Here is a 19,389-nt window from a genome sequence, read left to right as displayed (position 1 = left end):
CGTCGTCCCAAGTCCTTGTTTACAGGCCCTTTTGTCCCACCTGCCCTCCGGTACTTGCCCGTTGACGGGGCGCGTTGGCCAGTGCTACCTACCGGTCGGTAGGCATTGGTGACCTACCGGTCGGTAGGTGGTCCATCCCGGCGAAGGCGTTGGTGCCGGCAAGGAGAGCACGCGTGACACCCACGGGGCGCAGACCGGACGAGGGCGAGCGGTACCGGACCATCCTGGAGACGGCGGCCCGGCTCATCTGCGAGCGGGGTTACGAGGGCACGTCGATGCAGGAGATCGCCGCCGCGTGCCGCATGACGAAGGCGGGGCTCTACCACCACATCCAAAACAAGGAGCAGCTGCTCTTCGCCATCATGAACTACGGCATGGACGTGTTCGAGGAGCAGGTCCTCGCGCCCGTGCAGGACGTGGTGGACCCCGTCGAGCGCCTGCGCCAGTGCATGCGCCACAACATCCACCTGGTGACGAGCGGGCGCAGCAAGGAGGTCATCATCATCCTCCACGAGCACGCCACGCTCACCGGTGAGCCGCGCGAGTTCATCGACCGGCGCAAGAAGCGCTACGTGCGCTTCCTGGAGGACGCGTTCGCGGACGCCATCGCCCAGGGCCTGCTGCCCGGCGTGGACCCCACGGTGGCGGCCTTCTCGTTCCTGGGCATGGTCCTCTGGGTCTACAAGTGGTTCAAGCCGGACGGTCGCCTCACCGAGGAGCAGATCGCCGACGGCATGGTGGCGATGATCCTCCCCGGCGCGTCCGCGCGCGCCGCCGCCGCGCCCGACGCCACGGTGGACGCGAATGCCTCCGCCCCGCTGCGCGTGGTGCCGCGCGCCGCCTCCGGGGAGGAGCCCCAGTGAACCGCGCCCGGTGGTGCTCGCTGACGGAGGCCGTGGCCTCCATCCCCCACGGCGCGTCGCTGGCGGCCGGGGGCTTCATGCTGGGCCGGGCGCCCATGGCGCTGGTGCTGGAGCTGGTGGCGCAGGAGAAGCGCGACCTCCAGCTGCTCTCCCTGCCCAACCCGCTGCCGGCGGAGTTCCTGGTGGCGGGCGGGTGCCTCAAGCGGGTGGAGTTCCCCTTCGGCGCGCTGGTGCTGGAGAACCGGGTGCGCCCCCTGCCCTGCCTGAAGCGGGCCATCGAGGCGGGCGACATCGACTGGCGCGAGCACGACGGCTACCGCGTGGTGCAGCGGCTGCGCGCGGCGTCCATGGGGCTGCCGTTCATCCCGGCGCCGGACGCGGACGTGTCGGCGCTGGCGGAGGTGGACGCGCCGCGCACGGTGGAGGATCCATTCACGGGACGGCGCGTGCCGGTGGAGCCCGCGTACTACCCGGACGTGGCGCTCGTCCACGCGCAGGCGGCGGACGACAAGGGCAACCTCTACATCGAGGACCCCACCACGGACCTGCTCGTCGCGGGCGCGGCGAAGCGCGTGATCGCCACGGTGGAGGAGCGCGTGCCCAGGCTGTCGCGCGTCACCGTCCCCGGCTTCCAGGTGGAGCGCGTGGTGCTCGCCCCCGGCGGCGCGCTGCCCACGGGCTGCCTGGGCAAGTACCCGCACGACGACGCGATGCTGTCCGCCTACCTGGCCGCGGCCGAGGCGGGACAGGCGCGCGACTTCCTGATGTCCCTGCGCACGACGCGGAGCGCGGCATGACGGCGACGACGAGGCTGGACGCGACGCCCGCGGAGGCGGTGGTGTCGCTGCTCGCGCGGGAGATTGAGGACGGCGCGGTGGTGGCCACCGGCGTGGCGTCCCCGCTGGTCATCCTGGCCATCGCCGTGGCGCGCGCCACGCATGCGCCGGGGCTGACGTACCTGGCGTGCGTGGGTTCGTTGGATCCGGACCTGCCGGAGCTGTACCCGTCGTCGGAGGACCTGCGCTACCTGGACGGCCGCTCCGCGGAGGTGAGCATCGCGGACCTGTTCGACCACGCGCGGCGCGGCCGGGTGGACACGGTGTTCTTCGGCGCGGTGGAGGTGGACCCGGCGGGCCGCACCAACATGACGGCGTCGGGCAGCCTGGAGAAGCCCCGCGCCAAGTTCCCCGGCGTCGCCGGCGCGGCCACGCTGCGCCAGTGGGTGAAGAACCCGGTGCTGCTGGTGCCGCGTCAGTCGCGCCGCAACCTCGTGCCGCAGGTCCAGGTGGCGACCACCCGCGACCCCAGCCGGCCGGTGCGGCTCATCTCCGACCTGGGCACGTTCGAGCTGGGCGGCCCTCGGGGGGCCCGGCTGTTGTCGCGGCACCCGTGGGCGACGGTGGACGGCATCGCCGAGCGCACCGGCTTCGAGTTCGCGGTGCCGGACGCCCTGCCCGTCACGTCCCTTCCCGACGCGCGCACGGTGGCGGCCATCCGCGCGGTGGATCCCCGCAACCTCCGCGACGCGCTCGTCGGGAGCTGAAGTCCTTCACCCCCTTTTGTCGCAACACGGAAAGAGGCACCGCATGGAGGCTGTCGTTCTTCGCCAGTTCGGGAGTGCCGAGAACCTGCGTCTGGAGACCGTGCCGGTGCCCCGGCCGGGCAAGGGCGAGGTGCTGCTGCGCGTCCACGCGTGCGGCGTCTGCTACCACGACGTCATCAACCGCCGGGGCAACCTGCCCCGCACGCACGTCCCCGCCATCCTGGGCCACGAGGCCGCGGGCGAGGTGGTGGAGGTGGGCCCGGACACGCCAGGCTGGAAGGTGGGGGATCGCGCCGCCACCCTGCAGCGCATGTCCTGCGGCGAGTGCGCGCTGTGCCTCGCCGGCCGCAACAGCCTGTGCAAGACGGACAACCGCTTCTTCGGTGAGGAGCTCCAGGGCGGCTACGCGCAGTTCATGGTGGCGCCCGTGCGCGGCCTGGGCCGCGTGCCGTCCAGCCTCCCCTGGGCCGTGGCCGCGACGGTGTGCTGCACGCTGGGCACCGCCGTCCACACCCTGCGCACGCGGGCCCGGGTGCGGGCCGGTGAGACGGTGCTCATCACCGGCGCCAGCGGCGGCGTGGGCCTGGCGGCCGTGCAGCTGGCGAAGGAGGACGGGGCGCGCGTCATCGCCATCACCTCCGGCGAGGCGAAGGTGGCGGCGCTGAAGGAGGCGGGCGCGGACGAGGTCATCGTGTCGCGCGGGCTGGACTTCGGCTCGGAGGCGCGCAGGCGCACGTCCGGCAACGGCGTGGACGTGGCGGTGGAGATCGTCGGCAGCGCCACGTTCGACCAGACGCTCAAGTCGATGGCGCCGGGCGGCCGCGTGGTGGTGGTGGGCAACCTGGAGTCGGGGGTGGTGAACCTGAACCCGGGGCTCGTCATCGTGAAGGAGTTGGAGATCCTGGGGGCGTACGCGACGACGCGCGAGGAGCTGGACGAATCGCTGCGGCTGACGGCGGCCGGGAAGATCCGCCCCTTCGTGTCGGAGGAGGTGGCGCTGGCGGAGGCGGGCCGCGCGCACTTCCGGCTGGAGAACCGCGAGGTGGCGGGCCGGCTGGTGCTGGTGCCGCCCGAGGCGTGAGTCATTCGGATTCGCAGGCTTTGGACTTGAGGAGCTCCCCATGAAGAAGCGGGTTGGAATCGAAGCGCTGGCCGTGGCGGTGCCCCGGCGGTACGTGGACATCGAGGACCTGGCGCGGGCGCGCGGCGTGGATCCGGCGAAGTTCACCGCGGGCCTGGGCGCGAAGGAGATGGCGGTCAACGACCCGGGCGAGGACTCCGTGTCGCTGGCGGCCACGGCGGCGGCGCGGCTCATCCAGCAGCAGTCCGTGGACACCTCCAGGATCGGCATGCTGGTGGTGGGCACCGAGACGGGCGTGGACCACTCGAAGCCCATCGCGTCGCACGTGCACGGCCTGCTGAAGCTGCCGCGCGCCATGCGCACGTTCGACTCGCAGCACGCCTGCTACGGCGGCACCGCGGGCCTGATGGCGGCGGTGGAGTGGATCGCCTCCGGCGCGGGCGCGGGCCGCACGGCGCTGGTGGTGTGCACGGACATCGCGCGCTACGGCCTGAAGACCGCGGGCGAACCCACGCAGGGCGGCGGCGCGGTGGCGCTGCTGGTGTCGGAGACGCCGGACCTGCTGGCGCTGGACGTGGGGCTCAACGGCGTGTGCACGTCGGACGTGTATGACTTCTGGCGGCCGGTGGGTCGCCGGGAGGCGCTGGTGGACGGGCACTACTCCATCACCTGCTACCTGGACGCGATGGCCGGGGCCTACCGGGGCTGGCGCCAGCGCGCGATGGAGCAGGGGCTGGTGCGCTGGGATTCGAAGCTGCCCAGCGAGCAGCTCTCGCGCATCCTGTACCACGTGCCCTTCTGCAAGATGGCGCGCAAGGCGCACGCCCAGGTGCGGCTGTGCGACCTGGAGGACGCGGCGGACTCCAGCCCGGCCACGCCCGAGGCGCGCGACGAGGCGGCGAAGTCGCAGGCCAGCTACGACGCGCAGGTGGCGAAGTCGCTGGGGTTGAACGCGCGCGTGGGCAACGTCTACACCGCGTCGCTCTACCTGGCGCTCGCGGGGCAGCTGCACGCGGAGGGCGCGGCGCTGGCGAACCAGCGCATCGGCCTGCTGTCCTACGGCAGCGGCTGCTGCGCGGAGTTCTACTCTGGCGTGGTGGGTGAGAAGGCGGCGGAGCGGATGGCGCGCGCGGACCTGGACACGGTGCTGGCCAGGCGCGAGCGCGTGTCGGTGGAGGAGTACGAGCGGCTGATGAACCTGCCGTACGACGCGCCGGAGGCCATCGCGCCGGAGCCGGGCACCTTCCGGCTGGCGGAGATTCACGAGCACCGCCGCAAGTACGCGGGCGCGTAGTCCGGAGCGGGTCGGGTCGTCATTCACGGGCGATACGCGCGGACAGCGTGTATCGCCCGTCTTGCGTTCCAATCCCTTCCAACCGCCCTGGGTTGCCCCGCACCCGGAGGAGGTCAGCCAGGACCAGGAGTGAATCATCCTGTCAACAAAGTTTGGGACACCCCAGAGCGCACCTATGTTGCGTGACACACGCCCGGTGCGTGTCCAAAACCAAGATGAACCGGAGAATTCCCATGATTCGCAAGCTCCTCGCTGGTGCTCTTCTTGCTGTGTCGATGACCGCCTCCGCGGCCGAGGTGGCCCCGTCCGAGACGGCCCGCCGTTTCGTTGACAGCACCCTTCGCGGCCAGACGCTGGACGTCAGCTCCCTCCAGATGGGCAAGCTGCCCATGTCCACGGGGGGCGTGACGACGCTCGGTCCCGCTCCCGCGCTGAGCTACGTGCAGGTGTACGCGGTGGGGTCCAGCAACGTGGGCTGGGAGAATGTCTCGGCCTCGCAGGTCACCACGGCCTATGACCACGGGGGCGACGTGTTGCTCGTGGCGGTGCTCGAGCTTGGCTACGGCACGTCTCGCTATGTCACGATGGCCGGCTCCGTGGTGTCGGGCTCCATGAACTACGCCAACGACAGCATCTGTGATGACGGCTTTGGCAACCTCGTCATGCCCTGTTCGCCCGGCCAGACCATCGTAGGCTTCATGCGCTACTACGACGTCTCTGGAAACCAGAGCGGGACGTTCTACTACCAGAGCACGTCGATCAACTCGCCCTTCAACACCATGTCCGACACCATGTCGATCCTCTGAGACTGACGACTCCGGTTCCCTGAACCGGCGGGCGATGCGCGCGGACCTACAACACCTCCGCGCGCAGGTCCGGGAATACCTTGCCGACCTTGCCCAGCAGGTAGTCCCCATACGTGCCCCGGAACGCATGCACGCTCTGACGGTCCCACCGCTCCGCGTGGTCGTCCCCACGGCCCTCGCGCAGCACCGGGGACTCGATGGCGTGGATCTCCGCCGTCCAGCCGGGATCGAAGAAGAACGGCAATGACAGACGGTCTCGGCCCGCGCGGTTGAGCACCCGGTGCGGCGTGGAGCGATACACGCCCCGGGTCATCCGGTCGAGCATGTCTCCGATGTTGCACACGAATGCGTCCTCCACCGGCGGCGCGTCCACCCAGCGCACCTTCCCGTCCTGGCGCGACTTCACCTGGAGCCCGCCCGCGTCGTCCTGCTTCAGGATGGTGAGCACGCCGTAGTCGGTGTGCTCGCCCACGCCCCACACCGGCAGCCCCTCCCCGTCCACCTCCGGGCCCGGCGGGTAGTTGAAGATGCGGAACAGCACCGTGGGGTCCGCCATGTACCGCGTGGCGAAGAAGTCCTCCTCCAACTCCAGGCTGAGCGCGATGCCAGACATCAGCGCGTGCCCCAGCGACGTCAGCGCCGCCATGTACTCGAGCACCGCGCCGCCCAGGCCCGCCGGCTCCCGGGGGAACAGGTTCGGGCCGTGCAGCGGTGTGCCGGCGAGGACTCGCGGATCCTCCGGTGACAGCTCCGTGCCGAAGTACAGGCCCTCCTTGCGGTCAGGCCGGCCCGACGTGAGCTCACCTCCCACCGGGAAGAAGCCGCGCCAGGCCCGGCCCCCCAATGCCATGCGCACGGCCTGCTTCTCCGTCTCCGACCGCGCGAAGAACTCCCGCGCCAGGGACTCCAGCCGCGCCTGGAGCCCCACGTCCACCCCGTGCCCGGCGACGTAGAAGAACCCGTTGTGCCGACACGCGACGCCCATCCTCGCGGCGACTTCACGGCGCGCCGCGAGGCTCGACGTGGCGTCGACGAGGGCTCGGACGTCGATGACGGGCACGGTGTCCATGGGGCTTCCTCCTCCGGGGGCGGACGACGACGCGGACTCTAACGCGCCGGGAGGGGCCTGGGGGGCGGGAGGCCTCCGCCTACCTCAGCGCGGCGGTCCCCGCGTCGGCGGTCCCCGCGTCCGAGGCGCCCGCGTCGGCCACGCCCGAGTCCGAAGCGCCCGCGTCCGAAGCGCCCGCGTCAGCGGTGCCGGCGTCCGAGACGCCCGCGTCGGACGGCGTATACACCGTTGTCTTCATGCAGCTCCCAACACAGTCATTCGCGCACTCGACGGCTGTACAGCCCCCGTAGACGGCATCGCAGCCATTGGGAGAGCCGCAGCGCCCCTTGCCGGTGCATCCCCCGGTACAGGTGATCGTCCCGGTTCCCCCGGCCATCGCGGCCACCGGTTCGCCGGAGCTGGATTGCGACAGGGTCGTAGGCTCCGCCTGGAAGCGCAGGGTCGAGACTCTTTGCCCATCCACATGCCGCACCGTGGCCGGGCCCAGGGGCGTCAGCTTCGCGCCCTCAAGAAGTCGTGCGACCTCCGGCTCGGTTGCATCAATCATCTTGCAGGTCTCCGCGGTGTCCCGGGTCGCGGTCTCTGTTTCGGGAGGAGAAGCGCCCTCGTCGCCACAGCCGAGCAACGCGGTGACGAGCAGTCCGGCGACCATTCCACGGATGCATGCATGCTTTTGGGTCTTCATGTGTCAATGCCCCCTCAAAGTGAAGACATGACTCTAGATGCGGTTTTTTCCTGTTTACGGCTGTGTTTCTGTGTTTGACCCAGGACTGTCGACTGGAAGACAGCGCAGCCGCACAACGGGACGTCCGCGCCGGTCCCCTTTCCCGCTAACGTGCCACGCATGGCCTCTGCTCCCGCTCCGGGTTCCGTGTTGCGCGTCGGTCTTCTTGGCTATGGCCTGTCCGGCTCGCGCTTCCATGGGCCGCTCGTGGCCGCGGAGCCGGCCTTCACGCTGGCCGCGGTGGCGTCGCGTCGCGCGGACGTCGTGGCGCGTGACTGGCCGGGCGTGCGGACGGGCACGGTGGAATCGCTGCTGGCGGACCCCGACCTCCACGTCCTCGTCGTCTGCACGCCCAATGACAGCCATGCGTCGCTCGCCGAGCAGGCCCTGCGCGCGGGCAAGCACGTCGTGGTGGAGAAGCCCTTCACGCTGGACGCGGACGAAGCGCTCCGGCTGGACGCGCTCGCGCGGGAGCGCGGCCTGTGCCTCACCGTGTTCCACAACCGCCGCTGGGACGGCGACTTCCTCACCGTGCGCCAGCTGCTGAACCAGGGCCGGCTGGGGACGCTCTACAGCCTGGAGAGCCACTTCGACCGTTTCCGTCCCCAGGTGAAGGCGCGCTGGAAGGAACAGGACGTGCCCGGCGGCGGCACCCTGTGGGACCTGGGCGCGCACGTCGTCGACCAGGCCGTGCAGCTCTTCGGCATGCCGGAGTCGGTGGGCGCGGACCTCGGCCGGCAGCGGCCCGGCGCGCAGGGCACCGACTGGTTCCACCTGGTGCTGCGCTACGGCACGCTGCGCGTGCTGCTGCATTCGGGGTCGGTGGTGCACGCGCCGTGGCCCCGCTTCGTGTTGCAGGGGGACCAGGACGCCTACGTGAAGCACGGTCTGGATCCGCAGGAAGGGCAGCTTGAAGCGGGCCTGCGCCCCGGCCACCCGGACTTCGGCAGCGAGCCCTCCGCGAACCATGGCCGGCTGCTCACGTCGGGAGACACCGTCACCACCGCGCCCGGCGACTACGGCCACTTCTACCGGCAGCTCGCCGCCGCCATCCTGCACGGTGCCCCGGTGCCCGTGACGGCGCTGAGCGCGAGCCAGACCGTGCGCGTCATCCAGGCGGCCCTCCAGAGTGACGCCGAAGGCCGCCGCATCGCCGTAACAGCTCGCCGCGCCCCGTCTGGGCGGGGCGAGGATGAGCCCGCCGGGCATTGAAGCACGGCGCGGTGGCGTCAGTCGGAGCTGGCCGGGAGCGTGACGGTACCGGGATTCTCGATGGCGGCAAGGGCGGCGCGCAGCAGGTAGCATCCCGGGTCATCACCGCGCAGGCGAGCCATTTCCCCCAAGCAGGGGCGAGGCCGGAGCCGGAGGAAGAGAGCCCGTCCTTTGCCGCGACGAGGGACGAGCCGAAGAAGGAGCGCACACCACGATTGGACTCTCGCCAGGCTGCTACGCAGGACGGAAAGCGCTGGACGTGTTCGCTTGCTCGAAGTGTGGAAACAGGAGATGCGCTCATCCAGCGCGCCTTCGCCGCCCTTTCAAAATGTCTCGAGGAAGGTCTTCATCTCGCGCAGCACCTCGTCATGGTTGGTGATCCAGACGTAGTGCCGCGCGTGCTCGAGCTTGATGCCCTTCCAGTTCGGCATGCTCATCACGCTCAGCATTTCGGCGTCCCGCTGGAGCGCCCTGGCCCTCAGGTTCCTCAACTTCTCCTGCACGGGAAGGTCCATTTGGGAGAAGCCTGGGAGGTCCTCCGGCCGCCCGAACCGAGGCTGATCCACGTAGAGGAAGAGCACGGCCGCCGTCACGGCCGCGAAGTCCACCTTCGAGAAACCCTTCATCACCTGCTCCTCCGCGTGCGGCCACTTGCGGTCGCGCAGGTAGTGCCCGGTCTTCGGATCGAACTCGTTCGTCTCGTCGATCTCGTGCGCGGGGAACGCTCCTCCGACGTCACTCGCGACCGCGGCGGCGAGCGCGGCGCGTGAGGCCACGTCCTCGGGAGCGGGCTCGCTCGGAGGAGGCATGGGCAGGACCGTAAGGAGCTCCGCCAGCAGGTCACCGTTGGTCTTCACGTCCAGGTAGACCACCTTCTCCACGCGCTCCGGGTGATGGGTTGCCACCCAGGTGAGCTCTGGCCCGGCGGCGGAGTGGCCCACGAATGACGCCTTCGCGATTCCCAGCCCCTCCAGCACCCGGACGACGTCCTCGCCCAGGGTGGCGGTGTCGTAGCCCTGCTCGGGCCAGTTCGACGAGCCAAACCCCCGGCGGGTGACGGCGTAGACGTGATGGGCCGCGGTGAACTCCGGCGCGAAGGTGTCGAACACGTGGCCCGTGTTGCCCAGGCCCGCCAGGAAGACGAGCGCGGGTCCCTGGCCTCCGAAGTCGAGCAGTTCGAGCTCGACCCCCTCGGCCACCTTCACCCGCTTCACCTGATGCAACGCGCTGGAGTCGGCAGAAGCCGGGACCGGGACGGACTTCGTCGTCACACAGGCGAACAGCGGCAAGCAGAGGAGGAGGAGTTTTCGCATGGACTGACTCAACTACAGGAATGCGGAGACCACCAGGGAGGCCCATGGGTAACAGCTCGCCGCGCCCCATCTGGACGGGGCGTGGATGAGCCCCCGCCCGGCTTCGATGGGCGCGGTGGTGTCAGTCGGAGCTGGACGGGAGCGTGACGGTGCCGGGAGTCTCGATGGCGGCGAGCGCAGCGTGCAGCAGGTAGCTGCTTCAGAGCACCTTCTCCAGCACCAGGAACGTGGGTGACGTGTAGCCCGCGTGCGTGCCGTGGGCATGGAAGGCGTAGCCCTGACGCCCGTACCACGCGTGGTGCGACGTCAGCGCGAGCCGGACCGACAGGCGCACGCGCGCGTGCCCCAGCTCGCGCGCCCGGGCCTCCACCGCCTGCATGAGCTGGAGCGACAGCGCCCGGCCCCGGAAGGCCGGCAGCACCGCGAGCCGGTCCAGATAGACGTGGTCCTCCTTCGGATGGAAGAACACGCAGCCTCGCGCGGCTCCGTCCAGCTCCACCACGAAGGCCCCACCGTCGCGCAGCTCCCGCGTCACCACGGCTTCCGTCTTGTCGTGCGCGCTGGAGGGCGGATCCAACCGCCCCCGGTACTCCTCGAACGCCTGGCGCAACAGGACCGTCAGCAGGGCGGCGTCATCGGACGTCGCATCACGAAGCGTGGGGGTGGACGGCTCGGGCATCGGAGGCACGCAGTGTTCCACAAACACGGTGAAAGACCGCTGGAGGCGCGTGCGCAACACCGTGCGTGAGACTGAATTCCCTGGGCGTCCACGGCGCCGCGGATCCGAGGCGGGTTGACGACCAGGCCGGGAAGTAAATCGCTGCCGGTGTGTCGCAGGCGCTTCTAGTATCCGCGGCCTCGCAGCCCTGAAACATGACGCATCACTGTTTCCTGGCGCCCCGCGATGCCCCCCAAGGAGTCGTACCCCATGGCCCCCACCCCTGAGCAGAAGCGCGCGCGGCTGGCGGAGCTGTTGCGCGAGAAGCTCCGCGACACGCGCCGCGTCCCGGCGTCGTTCGGGCAGGAGCGCATGTGGGTCCAGGAGCGGCTGGCGCCAGGACAGGCGGGGCTCGGGCTGGTGTACTCCGTGCGCCTGTCGGGGCGACTCGACGTGGCGGCGCTGGAGGGCAGCCTCCAGGAGGTCGTGCGTCGCCACGACGTGCTGCGCACCACCTTCGTCGAACAGGATGGGCGCCCCTGGCAGCGCATCGCTCCCACGCTCGTCGTGCCGCTGCCCGTCGTGCGCGTGGCGGACGAGGACGCGGCGTGGCGGCGCCTGGATGAAGAGGCCCGGGCGCCCTTCGACCTGGAGCAGGGCCCCTTGCTGGAGGCCCTGCTCTTCGCCCTCTCCGACACCGAGCACCTGCTGATGCTCAAGCTGCACCACACCGTCGCCGACGCCTGGTCCCTGGGCGTGCTGGTGCAGGAGCTGGGGGCGGCCTACGCGGCGCTGACGTCGGGCGTCCCCGTGACGCTGCCCGCGCTTCCATTGCAGTACGCGGGCTTCTCCGCGTGGCAGCGCGAGTCGCTGGGGGACGACGCCTTGCGGTCCCAGCTCGACTGGTGGCGGACGCACCTGGATGCCCGGGCCGTCCTGTCGTTGCCCACCGACCGCCCCCGCGGCGCGCAGGTGGATCCCCGGGGCGCGACCGTGTCGGCGGTGCTGCCCCCGCGGCTCCTCCAGCGGCTCACGGCGCTCGCGGGACAGGAGGGCACCACGCTGTTCACCGTCCTGCTCGCGGGCTTCAAGGTGCTGCTGCGGCGCTACTCCGGGCAGGAGGACCTCACGGTCGGCACGCCCATCGCCGGACGTTCGCGCGCGGAGCTGGAGTCGCTCATCGGCCTGTTCGTCAACACGCTGGCGCTTCGCACGTCGCAGGAGGGCGCCCCCTCCTTCCGCGAGTTCGTCACGCGCGTGAAGTCCTCCGCGTTGGGGGCCTTCGCCCATCAGGACGTGCCCTTCGAGAAGCTGGTGGAGGTGCTCCAGCCTCCGCGTCACCTGGACGTCTCGCCGTTCTTCCAGGTGATGTTCGTGTTGCAGAACACGCCCCGCCCTCCCCTCCGGCTGCCCGGGCTCTCGCTGGAGGCCCGGTCCGTCGCCCAGGGCTTCGCGCAGTTCGAGCTCACCCTCTTCGCGCTCGAACAGCCGGAGGGGTTGGGCCTCACCGCCGAGTACCGCACCGCGCTCTTCGACGAGGCCACGGTGGCGCGGCTGTTGGGCCACCTGCGCACCTTGCTGGAGGACGCCGTCTCCCGGCCCGACGCGCGCCTGTCGGAGCTGTCCCTGCTGGACGCGGCGGAGCGCCAGCGGGTGCTGCATGCGTGGAGCGGGCCCTCCGAGGCGCGTCCGCGCGGGGTGCTGCTGCACCAGTGGGTGGAGGCCCAGGTGGCGCGCACGCCCGACGCCGTGGCCGTCACCTTCGAGGGCTCGTCCCTGACGTACGCGCAGCTCGATGCGCGCGCCAACCAGCTCGCATGGCACCTGCGGGAGCGCGGTGTCGGGCCGGAGGTCCGCGTCGGGCTGCTCCTGGAGCGTTCGCTGGAGCTGGTGGTGGCGTTGCTCGCCACGCTGAAGGCCGGGGGCGCCTATGTGCCGTTCGACCCATCGTTCCCGGAGCAGCGCCTGGCGTGGATGGCCGAGGACGCGCGGCCCGCCGTGTTCCTGGTGCAGGAGCGGCTGGTCGCGCGATTGCCCGTCCACGACGGGCCGGTGGTCCGCCTGGACACGCAATGGGAAGAGGTGGAGCGCCAGCCCACCGTGACGCCGCCGCCGGTGTCCTTCGAGGAGGCCCTGGCCTACGTCATCTTCACGTCGGGCAGCACGGGGCGTCCGAAGGGCGCGATGAACGCGCATCCCGGCATCGTCAACCGACTGCTGTGGATGCAGGGCGCGCATCCGCTGTCGCCCGACGACGCGGTGTTGCAGAAGACGCCCTTCAGCTTCGACGTGTCCGTCTGGGAGTTCTTCTGGCCGCTGATTACGGGGGCGCGGCTGGTGGTGGCGCGGCCCGGGGGCCATCAGGAGCCGGGGTATCTGGCGGACCTCATCGCCCGGGAGCGCATCACCACCACGCACTTCGTGCCGTCCATGCTCCAGGTGTTCCTGGAGGAGCCCGGCCTGGAGCGCTGCGCGTCGCTGCGCCGGGTGGTGTGCAGCGGAGAAGCCCTCCCGCTGGAGCTGGCCGAGCGGTGTCTGGAGCGGCTGCCCACCATCCGGCTGCACAACCTCTACGGCCCCACCGAGGCCGCGGTGGAGGTCACCGCGCATGAGTGCGTGCGCGGCGCGCTGGGGCGCTCGGTGCCCATCGGCCGCCCGGTGGCGAACACGCGGATCCGGCTGCTGGACGCGGCGCTGCGGCCGGTGCCCCAGGGCGTGCCGGGCGAGCTGTTCATCGGTGGCGTGCAGGTGGGGCGCGGGTATCTGGGCCGGCCGGAGCTGACCGCGGAGCGCTTCATCCCGGACGCCTACGACGACACGCCTGGAGCGCGGCTGTACCGCACCGGGGACGTGGCCCGCTGGTTGCCCGATGGCGCCATCGAGTACCTGGGCCGCACCGACTTCCAGGTGAAGGTGCGCGGACTGCGCATCGAGCTGGGAGAGATTGAAGCCGCCCTGGAGCAACACCCCGACGTGCGGCAGGCGGTGGTGGTCGCGCGCGCGGGCACCACCGCCAGCGACACGCGGCTGGTGGCGTACCTCGTCCATCGGGCGGACGCATCCCCGGCCGGGACCGAAGCCCTCCGGGCGTTCCTGGAGGACAGGCTCCCCGAGTACATGGTGCCCGCGACGTTCGTCCCGCTGGAGGCCCTGCCCCTCACCGCCAGCGGCAAGGTCGACCGCAAGGCCCTGCCGGCCCCTGACACCACCACTGCCGTGGCGCCTGCGTATGTCGCCCCGCGCACGCCCACCGAGGAGCGGCTGGCGTCGCTCTGGACGGAGCTGCTTCGCGTCGAACGCGTGGGAGCGCACGACGACTTCTTCGCCCTGGGAGGGCACTCCCTGCTGGCCACGCGGCTCCTCTCGCGGCTCCGCGCGGCCTTCCATTTCGAGCTGCCGCTGCGCGCCGTCTTCAAGGCCCCCACGCTCGCGGCCCTCGCCGGTGTGGTCGATGAGGCCCGGGGACGCGCCACCGGGCCCCAGGCTCCGCCCCTGCGGCCCGCATCCCGCGACGAAGCCCTGCCGCTGTCCTTCGCGCAGCAGCGCCTGTGGTTCCTGGAGCAGCTTCAGCCCGGCTCCGTCGCCTACAACCTGCCCGGCGCCGTGCTGCTCGAAGGAGCGCTCCAGCCGCGGGCCCTCCAACAGGCCCTGGATGCCCTGGTCCAGCGCCATGAGGTGCTGCGCACCACGTTCGCCGCCGGGCCTCAGGGGCCGATCCAGCGCATCGCCTCCGAGACAGCGTGCCCCTTCGACGAGGTCGATCTGGGTGTGCTGCCCCCCGAGACGCGCGAGGCCCGGCTGCGGGAGGTCATCGCGGAGCACGCGCGGCGGCCCTTCGACCTGGCCCGGGGACCCCTCTTCCGCGCGGTGCTGGTGCGGCTGGAGGAGAAGCGGCACGTCCTGCTCGTCCTCACCCACCACATCGCGTCCGACGGGTGGTCCACGGGAATCCTCGTGCGGGAGCTGGTCGCCCTCTACACCGCGTTCGCGTCCGGCCAGGCGCCCGCGCTGCCAGCCCTGCCCATCCAGTACGCCGACTTCGCGGCGTGGCAGCGGCAGCGGATGCAGGGGGACGTGCTCGCGCCCCAGCTCTCCTGGTGGCGGGAGCAGCTGGCCGGCGCTCCGCCGCTGCTGACGCTCCCCACCGACCGACCGCGTCCGGCCGTGCAGACCTTCTCTGGCGAACAGCTCGCGGTGCGGCTGCCACGAACGCTGGCGGACGCGGTGAAGGACGTGGCGAAGCGTGAAGGCGCCACGCCCTTCATGGTGCTGCTGGCCGCGTATCAGCTCCTGCTGTCCCGGTACGCGGGCCAGGACGACGTCAGCGTGGGCGCGCCGGTCGCGGGACGCACGCGGGCGGAGACGGAGGGCCTCATCGGCTTCTTCGTGAACACGCTGGTGCTGCGGGCCCGCATCGACCCGGGCGCTTCGTTCCGCACGCTGCTGGCCCAGGTGAGGGCCACCACGCTAGGCGCCTTCGAACACCAGGACCTCCCCTTCGAGAAGCTGGTGGAGGAACTCCAGCCCGCGCGCGACACCCGCCACACGCCCTTCTTCCAGGTCACCCTCACGCTCCAGAACGCGCCCACGGCGGAGTGGCGGGCACCGGGGCTCACGCTGCGCGAAGTGCCCCCCACCCTCACGTCGTCGAAGTACGACTTCAGCCTCATCCTGGAGGAGTCGCAGGACGGCTTCACCGGCAGCCTCCACTACAACACCGACCTCTTCGACGCGGACTTCCTCCGGGGGTTGCTGCGCGACTACGCCACGCTGCTCGAAGCGCTCCCCGGACAGCTCGACGCGCCGATGCGAGGGCTGTCGCTGCTGACGGGTGAGGACCGGCGGAGGGTGCTGGAGGATTGGAGCGGAGCCTCGTCCGTCCGGGACTTCTCGCGACAGTCCCTGCCCGCGCGCTTCGCAGAACAGGTCGCGCGGGCGCCAGAGGCCCTGGCGCTGGTCTCCGACGCGGGAGACCTCACCTACGCGCGGCTCGACGCGCGCGCGAACCAGCTCGCGCACCACCTGCGCGCTTCGGGCATTGGCGAAGGCAGCCGCGTCGCGGTGCTCCTCCCCCGCTCGCCGGAGCTCATCATCTCGTTGCTGGCGGTGCTCAAGGCCGGCGCCGCCTACGTGCCCGTCGAGCTGAGCGCCCCGCCCGAGCGGTGGTCCCTGCTGCTGGAGCAGTCCGGGGCGGCGCTGATCATCACCCTGGAGTCGCTCGCGGACGAGCTGCCCGCCCTGCTGACGCCGCTGGTGTTGCTGGACGCGGAGGCGTCGCTGCTGACTTCGCAGCCGGAGACGGCGCCCTCCTCGCAAGTGACGGGAGACAGCCTCGCCTACGTCCTCTTCACCTCCGGCTCCACCGGCCTGCCGAAGGGCGTCTGCGTTCCGCACCGCGCGGTGCTGCGGCTGGTGATGGACAACGACTTCCTGCGCTTCGGTCCCACGGAGGTCGTCCTCCAGCTCGCGCCGGCCGCCTTCGATGCCTCCACGCTCGAAATCTGGGGCGCGCTGCTCAACGGCGCTCGGCTGGTGCTCGCGCCTCCTGGGGAGCTGTCCCTCGCGCGCATCGCCGACACCGTGGGCCACCACCGCATCACCACGCTGTGGCTGACCGCCGCGCTGTTTGAACAGATGTCGGTGCACCACCCGGAGGCCCTCGCCGCCGTACCCCAGTTGCTGGCGGGCGGCGACGTGCTGCCCCCGTCCCGCGTGCGGGAGCACCTGGCGCGGATGGGCGCGGACGCGGTGCTCGTCAACGGCTACGGGCCCACCGAGAACACCACCTTCTCCGCTACCCACGCGATGCACGCGAGGGACGCGGTGGGGACCACGGTCCCCATCGGTCGGCCGCTGCCCCACTCCACCGTGTACGTGCTGGACTCGGCTTACAGTCCGGTGCCTCCCGGGATGCCGGGGGAGCTGTACGTCGGCGGCGAAGGTCTGGCGTGGGGCTACCTGCGCCAGCCCGCGCTCACCGCCGAGCGCTTCCTCCCGCATCCCTTCAGCGCCACGCCCGGAGCGCGCCTCTACCGCACCGGCGACAGGGCCCGCTGGCGACCGGACGGCACGCTGGAGTTCCTGGGGCGCACCGACTTCCAGGTGAAGCTGCGCGGCTTCCGCATCGAGCCGGGCGAAGTCGAAGCGGCCCTGCGCGCGCTGCCGGGTGTGCGCGAAGCCGTGGCCGTGGTGCGCGAGGACGTCGTCGGGGACAAGCGGCTCGTGGCCTACGTCGTCGGGGAAGCCCTGGAGGGACAGGCCCTGCGCTCCGCCCTCCAGCAGCAGCTGCCCGACCACCTGATCCCGAGCGCCTGCGTGGTGCTGGCGGCCCTGCCCCTCAATGCCCACGGCAAGCTGGACCGTTCGGCCCTGCCCGCCCCCGAAGTCCCGGTGTCCACCGACGCTTTCGTCGCTCCGCGCGATGCGCTGGAGGAGCAGCTCGCCGGCCTCTTTGGTGAAGTGCTGCACGTGGAGCGCGTGGGCGTCCACGATGACTTCTTCGACCTGGGTGGACACTCGCTGCTCGCCACGCAGGTGGTGTCGCGACTGCGCTCGACGCTCGGGGTGGAGCTGCCGCTGGGGGACCTCTTCGCCGCGCCCACGGTGGGGCGGCTCGCCGTGCGCGTCGCGGCGCTGCGTGGGCAGGAGGCCTCACGTCCGGGGCTTCCGCCGCTCGTGCCCATGCCGCGCACAGGGCCCGTGCCGCTGTCCTTCGCGCAGCAGCGCCTGTGGTTCCTGGATCAGCTCCAGCCCGGCAGCGCGTTCTACAACGTGCCCGGCATCCTGGTGCTCGATGGCACGCTGGACGCCGCCGCGCTGGAGCAGGCACTCCAGGCCCTGGTGCGACGTCACGAAGCGCTGCGCACCACGTTCGCATCCGAAGGGGGCTCACCGCTCCAGCGGATCCACGAGGGCGGGACGCTCTCGCTGCGCACCATCGACCTGGCGTCCGTCGCGGAGGACCGGCGCGAAGCCGAGGCCGGGCGGCAGGCGGCGGTGGAGGCCGCGAGGCCCTTCGACCTGGGCCAGGGTCCGCTCGTGCGCGCCGTGTTGCTGCGGCTGGAGCCACGGCGCCACTGGCTGCTGCTCACGCTGCACCACATCGTGTCCGATGGATGGTCCATTGGCGTCTTCGCTCGGGAGCTGGGCTCGCTGTACCGCGCCTTCGCATCCGGTCAGCCGGACGGCCTTCCCGCCCTGCCCGTCCAGTACGCCGACTTCGCGCTCTGGCAGCGCCAGTGGTTGCAGGGGGACGTGCTCCAGGCGGAGCTGGACTGGTGGCAGGGACAGCTCGCGGAGGCGCCCACGTCACTGGACCTTTCCACCGACAAGCCCCGGCCCCTCACCCCGTCGTTCCAGGGCGCGTCCCTTCCCGTGGCGCTGTCACCGGCGCTGTCCGCGTCCGTGAAGGCGCTGGCATCCCGCGAAGGCGCCACGCCCTTCATGGTGCTGCTCGCGGGCCTCCAGTTGCTGCTGTCCCGGTACGCGGGCCAGGACGACGTCCTCGTGGGCTCCGCCATCGCCAACCGCAACCGGGCGGAGACGGAGGGCCTCATCGGCTTCTTCGTGAACACGCTGGTGTTGCGGGCCCGCATCGACCCGGGCGCTTCGTTCCGGACGCTGCTGGCCCAGGTGAAGGCGACGACGCTCGCGGCGTACGCGCACCAGGACCTCCCGTTCGAAAAGCTGGTGGAGGGCCTGCAAGCCGGCCGGGACCCCAGCCGGTCGCCGGTGTTCCAGGTGGCCTTCACGCTCCAGAACGCCCCGCCGGGCACGCTGGACCTTCCCGGTCTGCGGCTGGAGCTGCGCGGCGGGCAGATCACCACCGCGAAGTTCGACCTGGACTTCAGCCTCCAGGAGCAGGACGGCGCCTTCAACGGCGACCTCAACTTCGCCACCGACCTCTTCGAGCCCACCACCGTCGCCCGCATGGTGACGCACTTCCAGGTGTTGCTCGGGGCGCTCACCGCCCGGCCGGACGTCCCGGTGTCGTGGCACTCCCTGCTGCAGGGCGCCGAACGACAGCGCGTGCTGGTGGACTGGAACGCGACGCACCGTCCGCTCGCGCCCCGGTCCGTCCCGGCGCTGTTCGCGGCCCAGGTCCAGCGCGCTCCCGACGCCGTGGTGGTGCAGTCCGGCGGACAGTCGCTCACGTACGCGGCGCTGGAGGCCCGCGCCAACCAGCTCGCGCGTCACCTGCTGGCGTCGGGATTGAGGCCGGAGGCCCGCGTCGCGCTGTGCGTGGAGCGGGGCCTGGAGCTGGTGGTGGGGATGCTCGGCATCCTCAAGGCCGGTGGTTGCTACGTGCCCATGGATCCGGCGTACCCGCGTCCCCGGCTCGCGTTCATGTTCGAGGACTCCGGCGTGTCCGCGGTGGTGGCGCAGCAGGCGCTCCTGGGTGCGCTCCCCGCGCATGCCCTGCCCACGGTGTGCCTGGACGCCGACGCGGCGGTGCTCGACCGCCAGTCGCGCACCGGGCCCGAGGGCGTCGTCGTGGCTCCGGAGCAGCTGGCGTACGTGCTCTACACGTCGGGCTCCACCGGCGTGCCCAAGGGCGTGGGCATCACGCATCACTCCATCGCGCACCTGGTGCGGGATACGGACTTCGCGCGGCTGACGCCGGACGACTGCATGGTGCAGGCCGGCACGCCGTCGTTCGACCTCGCCACCTTCGAGGTGTGGGGCGCGCTGCTCAACGGCGCGCGGCTGGTCATCCTGCCGCGCGAGGTGACGCTGGCGCCCACGGAGCTGGCGCGGACCCTGCGCGAGGTGGGCGCCACCACGGCCCTGTTCGCCACGGCCCTGTTCCACACGGTGGCCCGCGAG

General features: G+C 71.3%; 12 protein-coding genes (1 of these 12 only partly in view). 8 read left to right on the top strand and 4 right to left on the bottom strand.

The genetic code is table 11. The features are described from left to right. The first annotated feature begins 173 nt into the window (after window positions 1–173). From OV207_RS32045 to OV207_RS32020, 6 genes are all read left to right on the top strand, one after another. Window positions 174–863 carry a TetR/AcrR family transcriptional regulator gene (locus OV207_RS32045; RefSeq protein WP_267558804.1) on the top strand — a complete coding sequence of 230 codons (690 nt, stop codon included), beginning with the start codon at window positions 174–176 and terminating at the stop codon, window positions 861–863. After that, entirely contained in the window at window positions 860–1,660 is an 801-nt protein-coding gene (locus OV207_RS32040; protein ID WP_267558803.1) for a CoA transferase subunit A, read from the top strand. The genes OV207_RS32045 and OV207_RS32040 overlap by 4 nt, the downstream gene beginning before the upstream one ends. Beyond that, window positions 1,657–2,406 carry a CoA-transferase subunit beta gene (locus OV207_RS32035; protein ID WP_267558802.1) on the top strand — a complete coding sequence of 250 codons (750 nt, stop codon included), beginning with the start codon at window positions 1,657–1,659 and terminating at the stop codon, window positions 2,404–2,406. The genes OV207_RS32040 and OV207_RS32035 overlap by 4 nt, the downstream gene beginning before the upstream one ends. Before the next feature lie 43 nt (window positions 2,407–2,449). Next, window positions 2,450–3,487 (top strand): alcohol dehydrogenase catalytic domain-containing protein, encoded by a 1,038-nt coding sequence (locus tag OV207_RS32030; RefSeq protein ID WP_193348487.1) that lies wholly within the window; start codon window positions 2,450–2,452, stop codon window positions 3,485–3,487. Window positions 3,488–3,527: 40 nt separating this feature from the next. Beyond that, complete coding sequence (locus OV207_RS32025) at window positions 3,528–4,781, top strand: hydroxymethylglutaryl-CoA synthase family protein (protein ID WP_267558801.1); 1,254 nt, start codon at window positions 3,528–3,530, stop codon at window positions 4,779–4,781. Window positions 4,782–5,014: 233 nt separating this feature from the next. Beyond that, a complete protein-coding gene (locus OV207_RS32020) occupies window positions 5,015–5,587 on the top strand; it encodes a DUF4879 domain-containing protein (RefSeq protein WP_267558800.1) in 573 nt (190 codons plus the stop codon). A gap of 46 nt (window positions 5,588–5,633) precedes the next feature. Here OV207_RS32020 and OV207_RS32015 read toward each other — a convergent pair whose 3' ends face one another. Together OV207_RS32015 and OV207_RS32010 are read right to left on the bottom strand one after the other, a co-directional pair. After that, on the bottom strand, window positions 5,634–6,656 hold the full coding sequence (locus tag OV207_RS32015) for an isopenicillin N synthase family dioxygenase (protein WP_267558799.1): 1,023 nt from the start codon (window positions 6,654–6,656) through the stop codon (window positions 5,634–5,636). Window positions 6,657–6,735: 79 nt separating this feature from the next. Further along, window positions 6,736–7,341 carry a hypothetical protein gene (locus OV207_RS32010; protein WP_267558798.1) on the bottom strand — a complete coding sequence of 202 codons (606 nt, stop codon included), beginning with the start codon at window positions 7,339–7,341 and terminating at the stop codon, window positions 6,736–6,738. Between the two features lie 159 nt (window positions 7,342–7,500). Here OV207_RS32010 and OV207_RS32005 point away from each other — a divergent pair, with 159 nt between their 5' ends. Further along, on the top strand, window positions 7,501–8,592 hold the full coding sequence (locus OV207_RS32005) for an oxidoreductase (protein WP_267558797.1): 1,092 nt from the start codon (window positions 7,501–7,503) through the stop codon (window positions 8,590–8,592). Window positions 8,593–8,915: 323 nt separating this feature from the next. Here the strand turns inward: OV207_RS32005 and OV207_RS32000 are convergent, their stop codons facing one another. Next, on the bottom strand, window positions 8,916–9,905 hold the full coding sequence (locus OV207_RS32000) for an alpha/beta fold hydrolase (RefSeq protein ID WP_267558796.1): 990 nt from the start codon (window positions 9,903–9,905) through the stop codon (window positions 8,916–8,918). Window positions 9,906–10,104: 199 nt separating this feature from the next. Continuing rightward, on the bottom strand, window positions 10,105–10,584 hold the full coding sequence (locus OV207_RS31995) for a GNAT family N-acetyltransferase (RefSeq protein ID WP_267558847.1): 480 nt from the start codon (window positions 10,582–10,584) through the stop codon (window positions 10,105–10,107). A 249-nt stretch (window positions 10,585–10,833) separates the two neighbouring features. On the opposite strand from OV207_RS31995, the gene OV207_RS31990 reads away from it, so the two are divergent. Continuing rightward, on the top strand, window positions 10,834–19,389 hold the start of the coding sequence (locus tag OV207_RS31990; RefSeq protein ID WP_267558795.1) for a non-ribosomal peptide synthase/polyketide synthase. It continues 23,628 nt past the right edge of the window; the window shows 8,556 of its 32,184 coding nt (coding positions 1–8,556); the start codon lies at window positions 10,834–10,836; the stop codon falls past the right edge of the window.

This window comes from Corallococcus sp. BB11-1, from assembly GCF_026626625.1.
In the GTDB taxonomy this organism is placed as follows: domain Bacteria; phylum Myxococcota; class Myxococcia; order Myxococcales; family Myxococcaceae; genus Corallococcus; species Corallococcus soli.
Note: the sequence above shows the minus strand (reverse complement) of the source record. Positions and strands in the feature narration are given on the sequence as shown.

What these genes read in the sequence shown, in the direction of transcription:
- OV207_RS32005 (WP_267558797.1), top strand. Translation starts at nt 7,501, where the DNA reads ATGGCCTCTGCTCCCGCTCCGGGTTCCGTGTTGCGCGTCGGTCTTCTT.
- OV207_RS31995 (WP_267558847.1), bottom strand. Translation starts at nt 10,584, where the DNA reads ATGCCCGAGCCGTCCACCCCCACGCTTCGTGATGCGACGTCCGATGAC.
- OV207_RS32015 (WP_267558799.1), bottom strand. Translation starts at nt 6,656, where the DNA reads ATGGACACCGTGCCCGTCATCGACGTCCGAGCCCTCGTCGACGCCACG.
- OV207_RS32035 (WP_267558802.1), top strand. Translation starts at nt 1,657, where the DNA reads ATGACGGCGACGACGAGGCTGGACGCGACGCCCGCGGAGGCGGTGGTG.
- OV207_RS32020 (WP_267558800.1), top strand. Translation starts at nt 5,015, where the DNA reads ATGATTCGCAAGCTCCTCGCTGGTGCTCTTCTTGCTGTGTCGATGACC.
- OV207_RS32030 (WP_193348487.1), top strand. Translation starts at nt 2,450, where the DNA reads ATGGAGGCTGTCGTTCTTCGCCAGTTCGGGAGTGCCGAGAACCTGCGT.
- OV207_RS32010 (WP_267558798.1), bottom strand. Translation starts at nt 7,341, where the DNA reads ATGAAGACCCAAAAGCATGCATGCATCCGTGGAATGGTCGCCGGACTG.
- OV207_RS32025 (WP_267558801.1), top strand. Translation starts at nt 3,528, where the DNA reads ATGAAGAAGCGGGTTGGAATCGAAGCGCTGGCCGTGGCGGTGCCCCGG.
- OV207_RS32000 (WP_267558796.1), bottom strand. Translation starts at nt 9,905, where the DNA reads ATGCGAAAACTCCTCCTCCTCTGCTTGCCGCTGTTCGCCTGTGTGACG.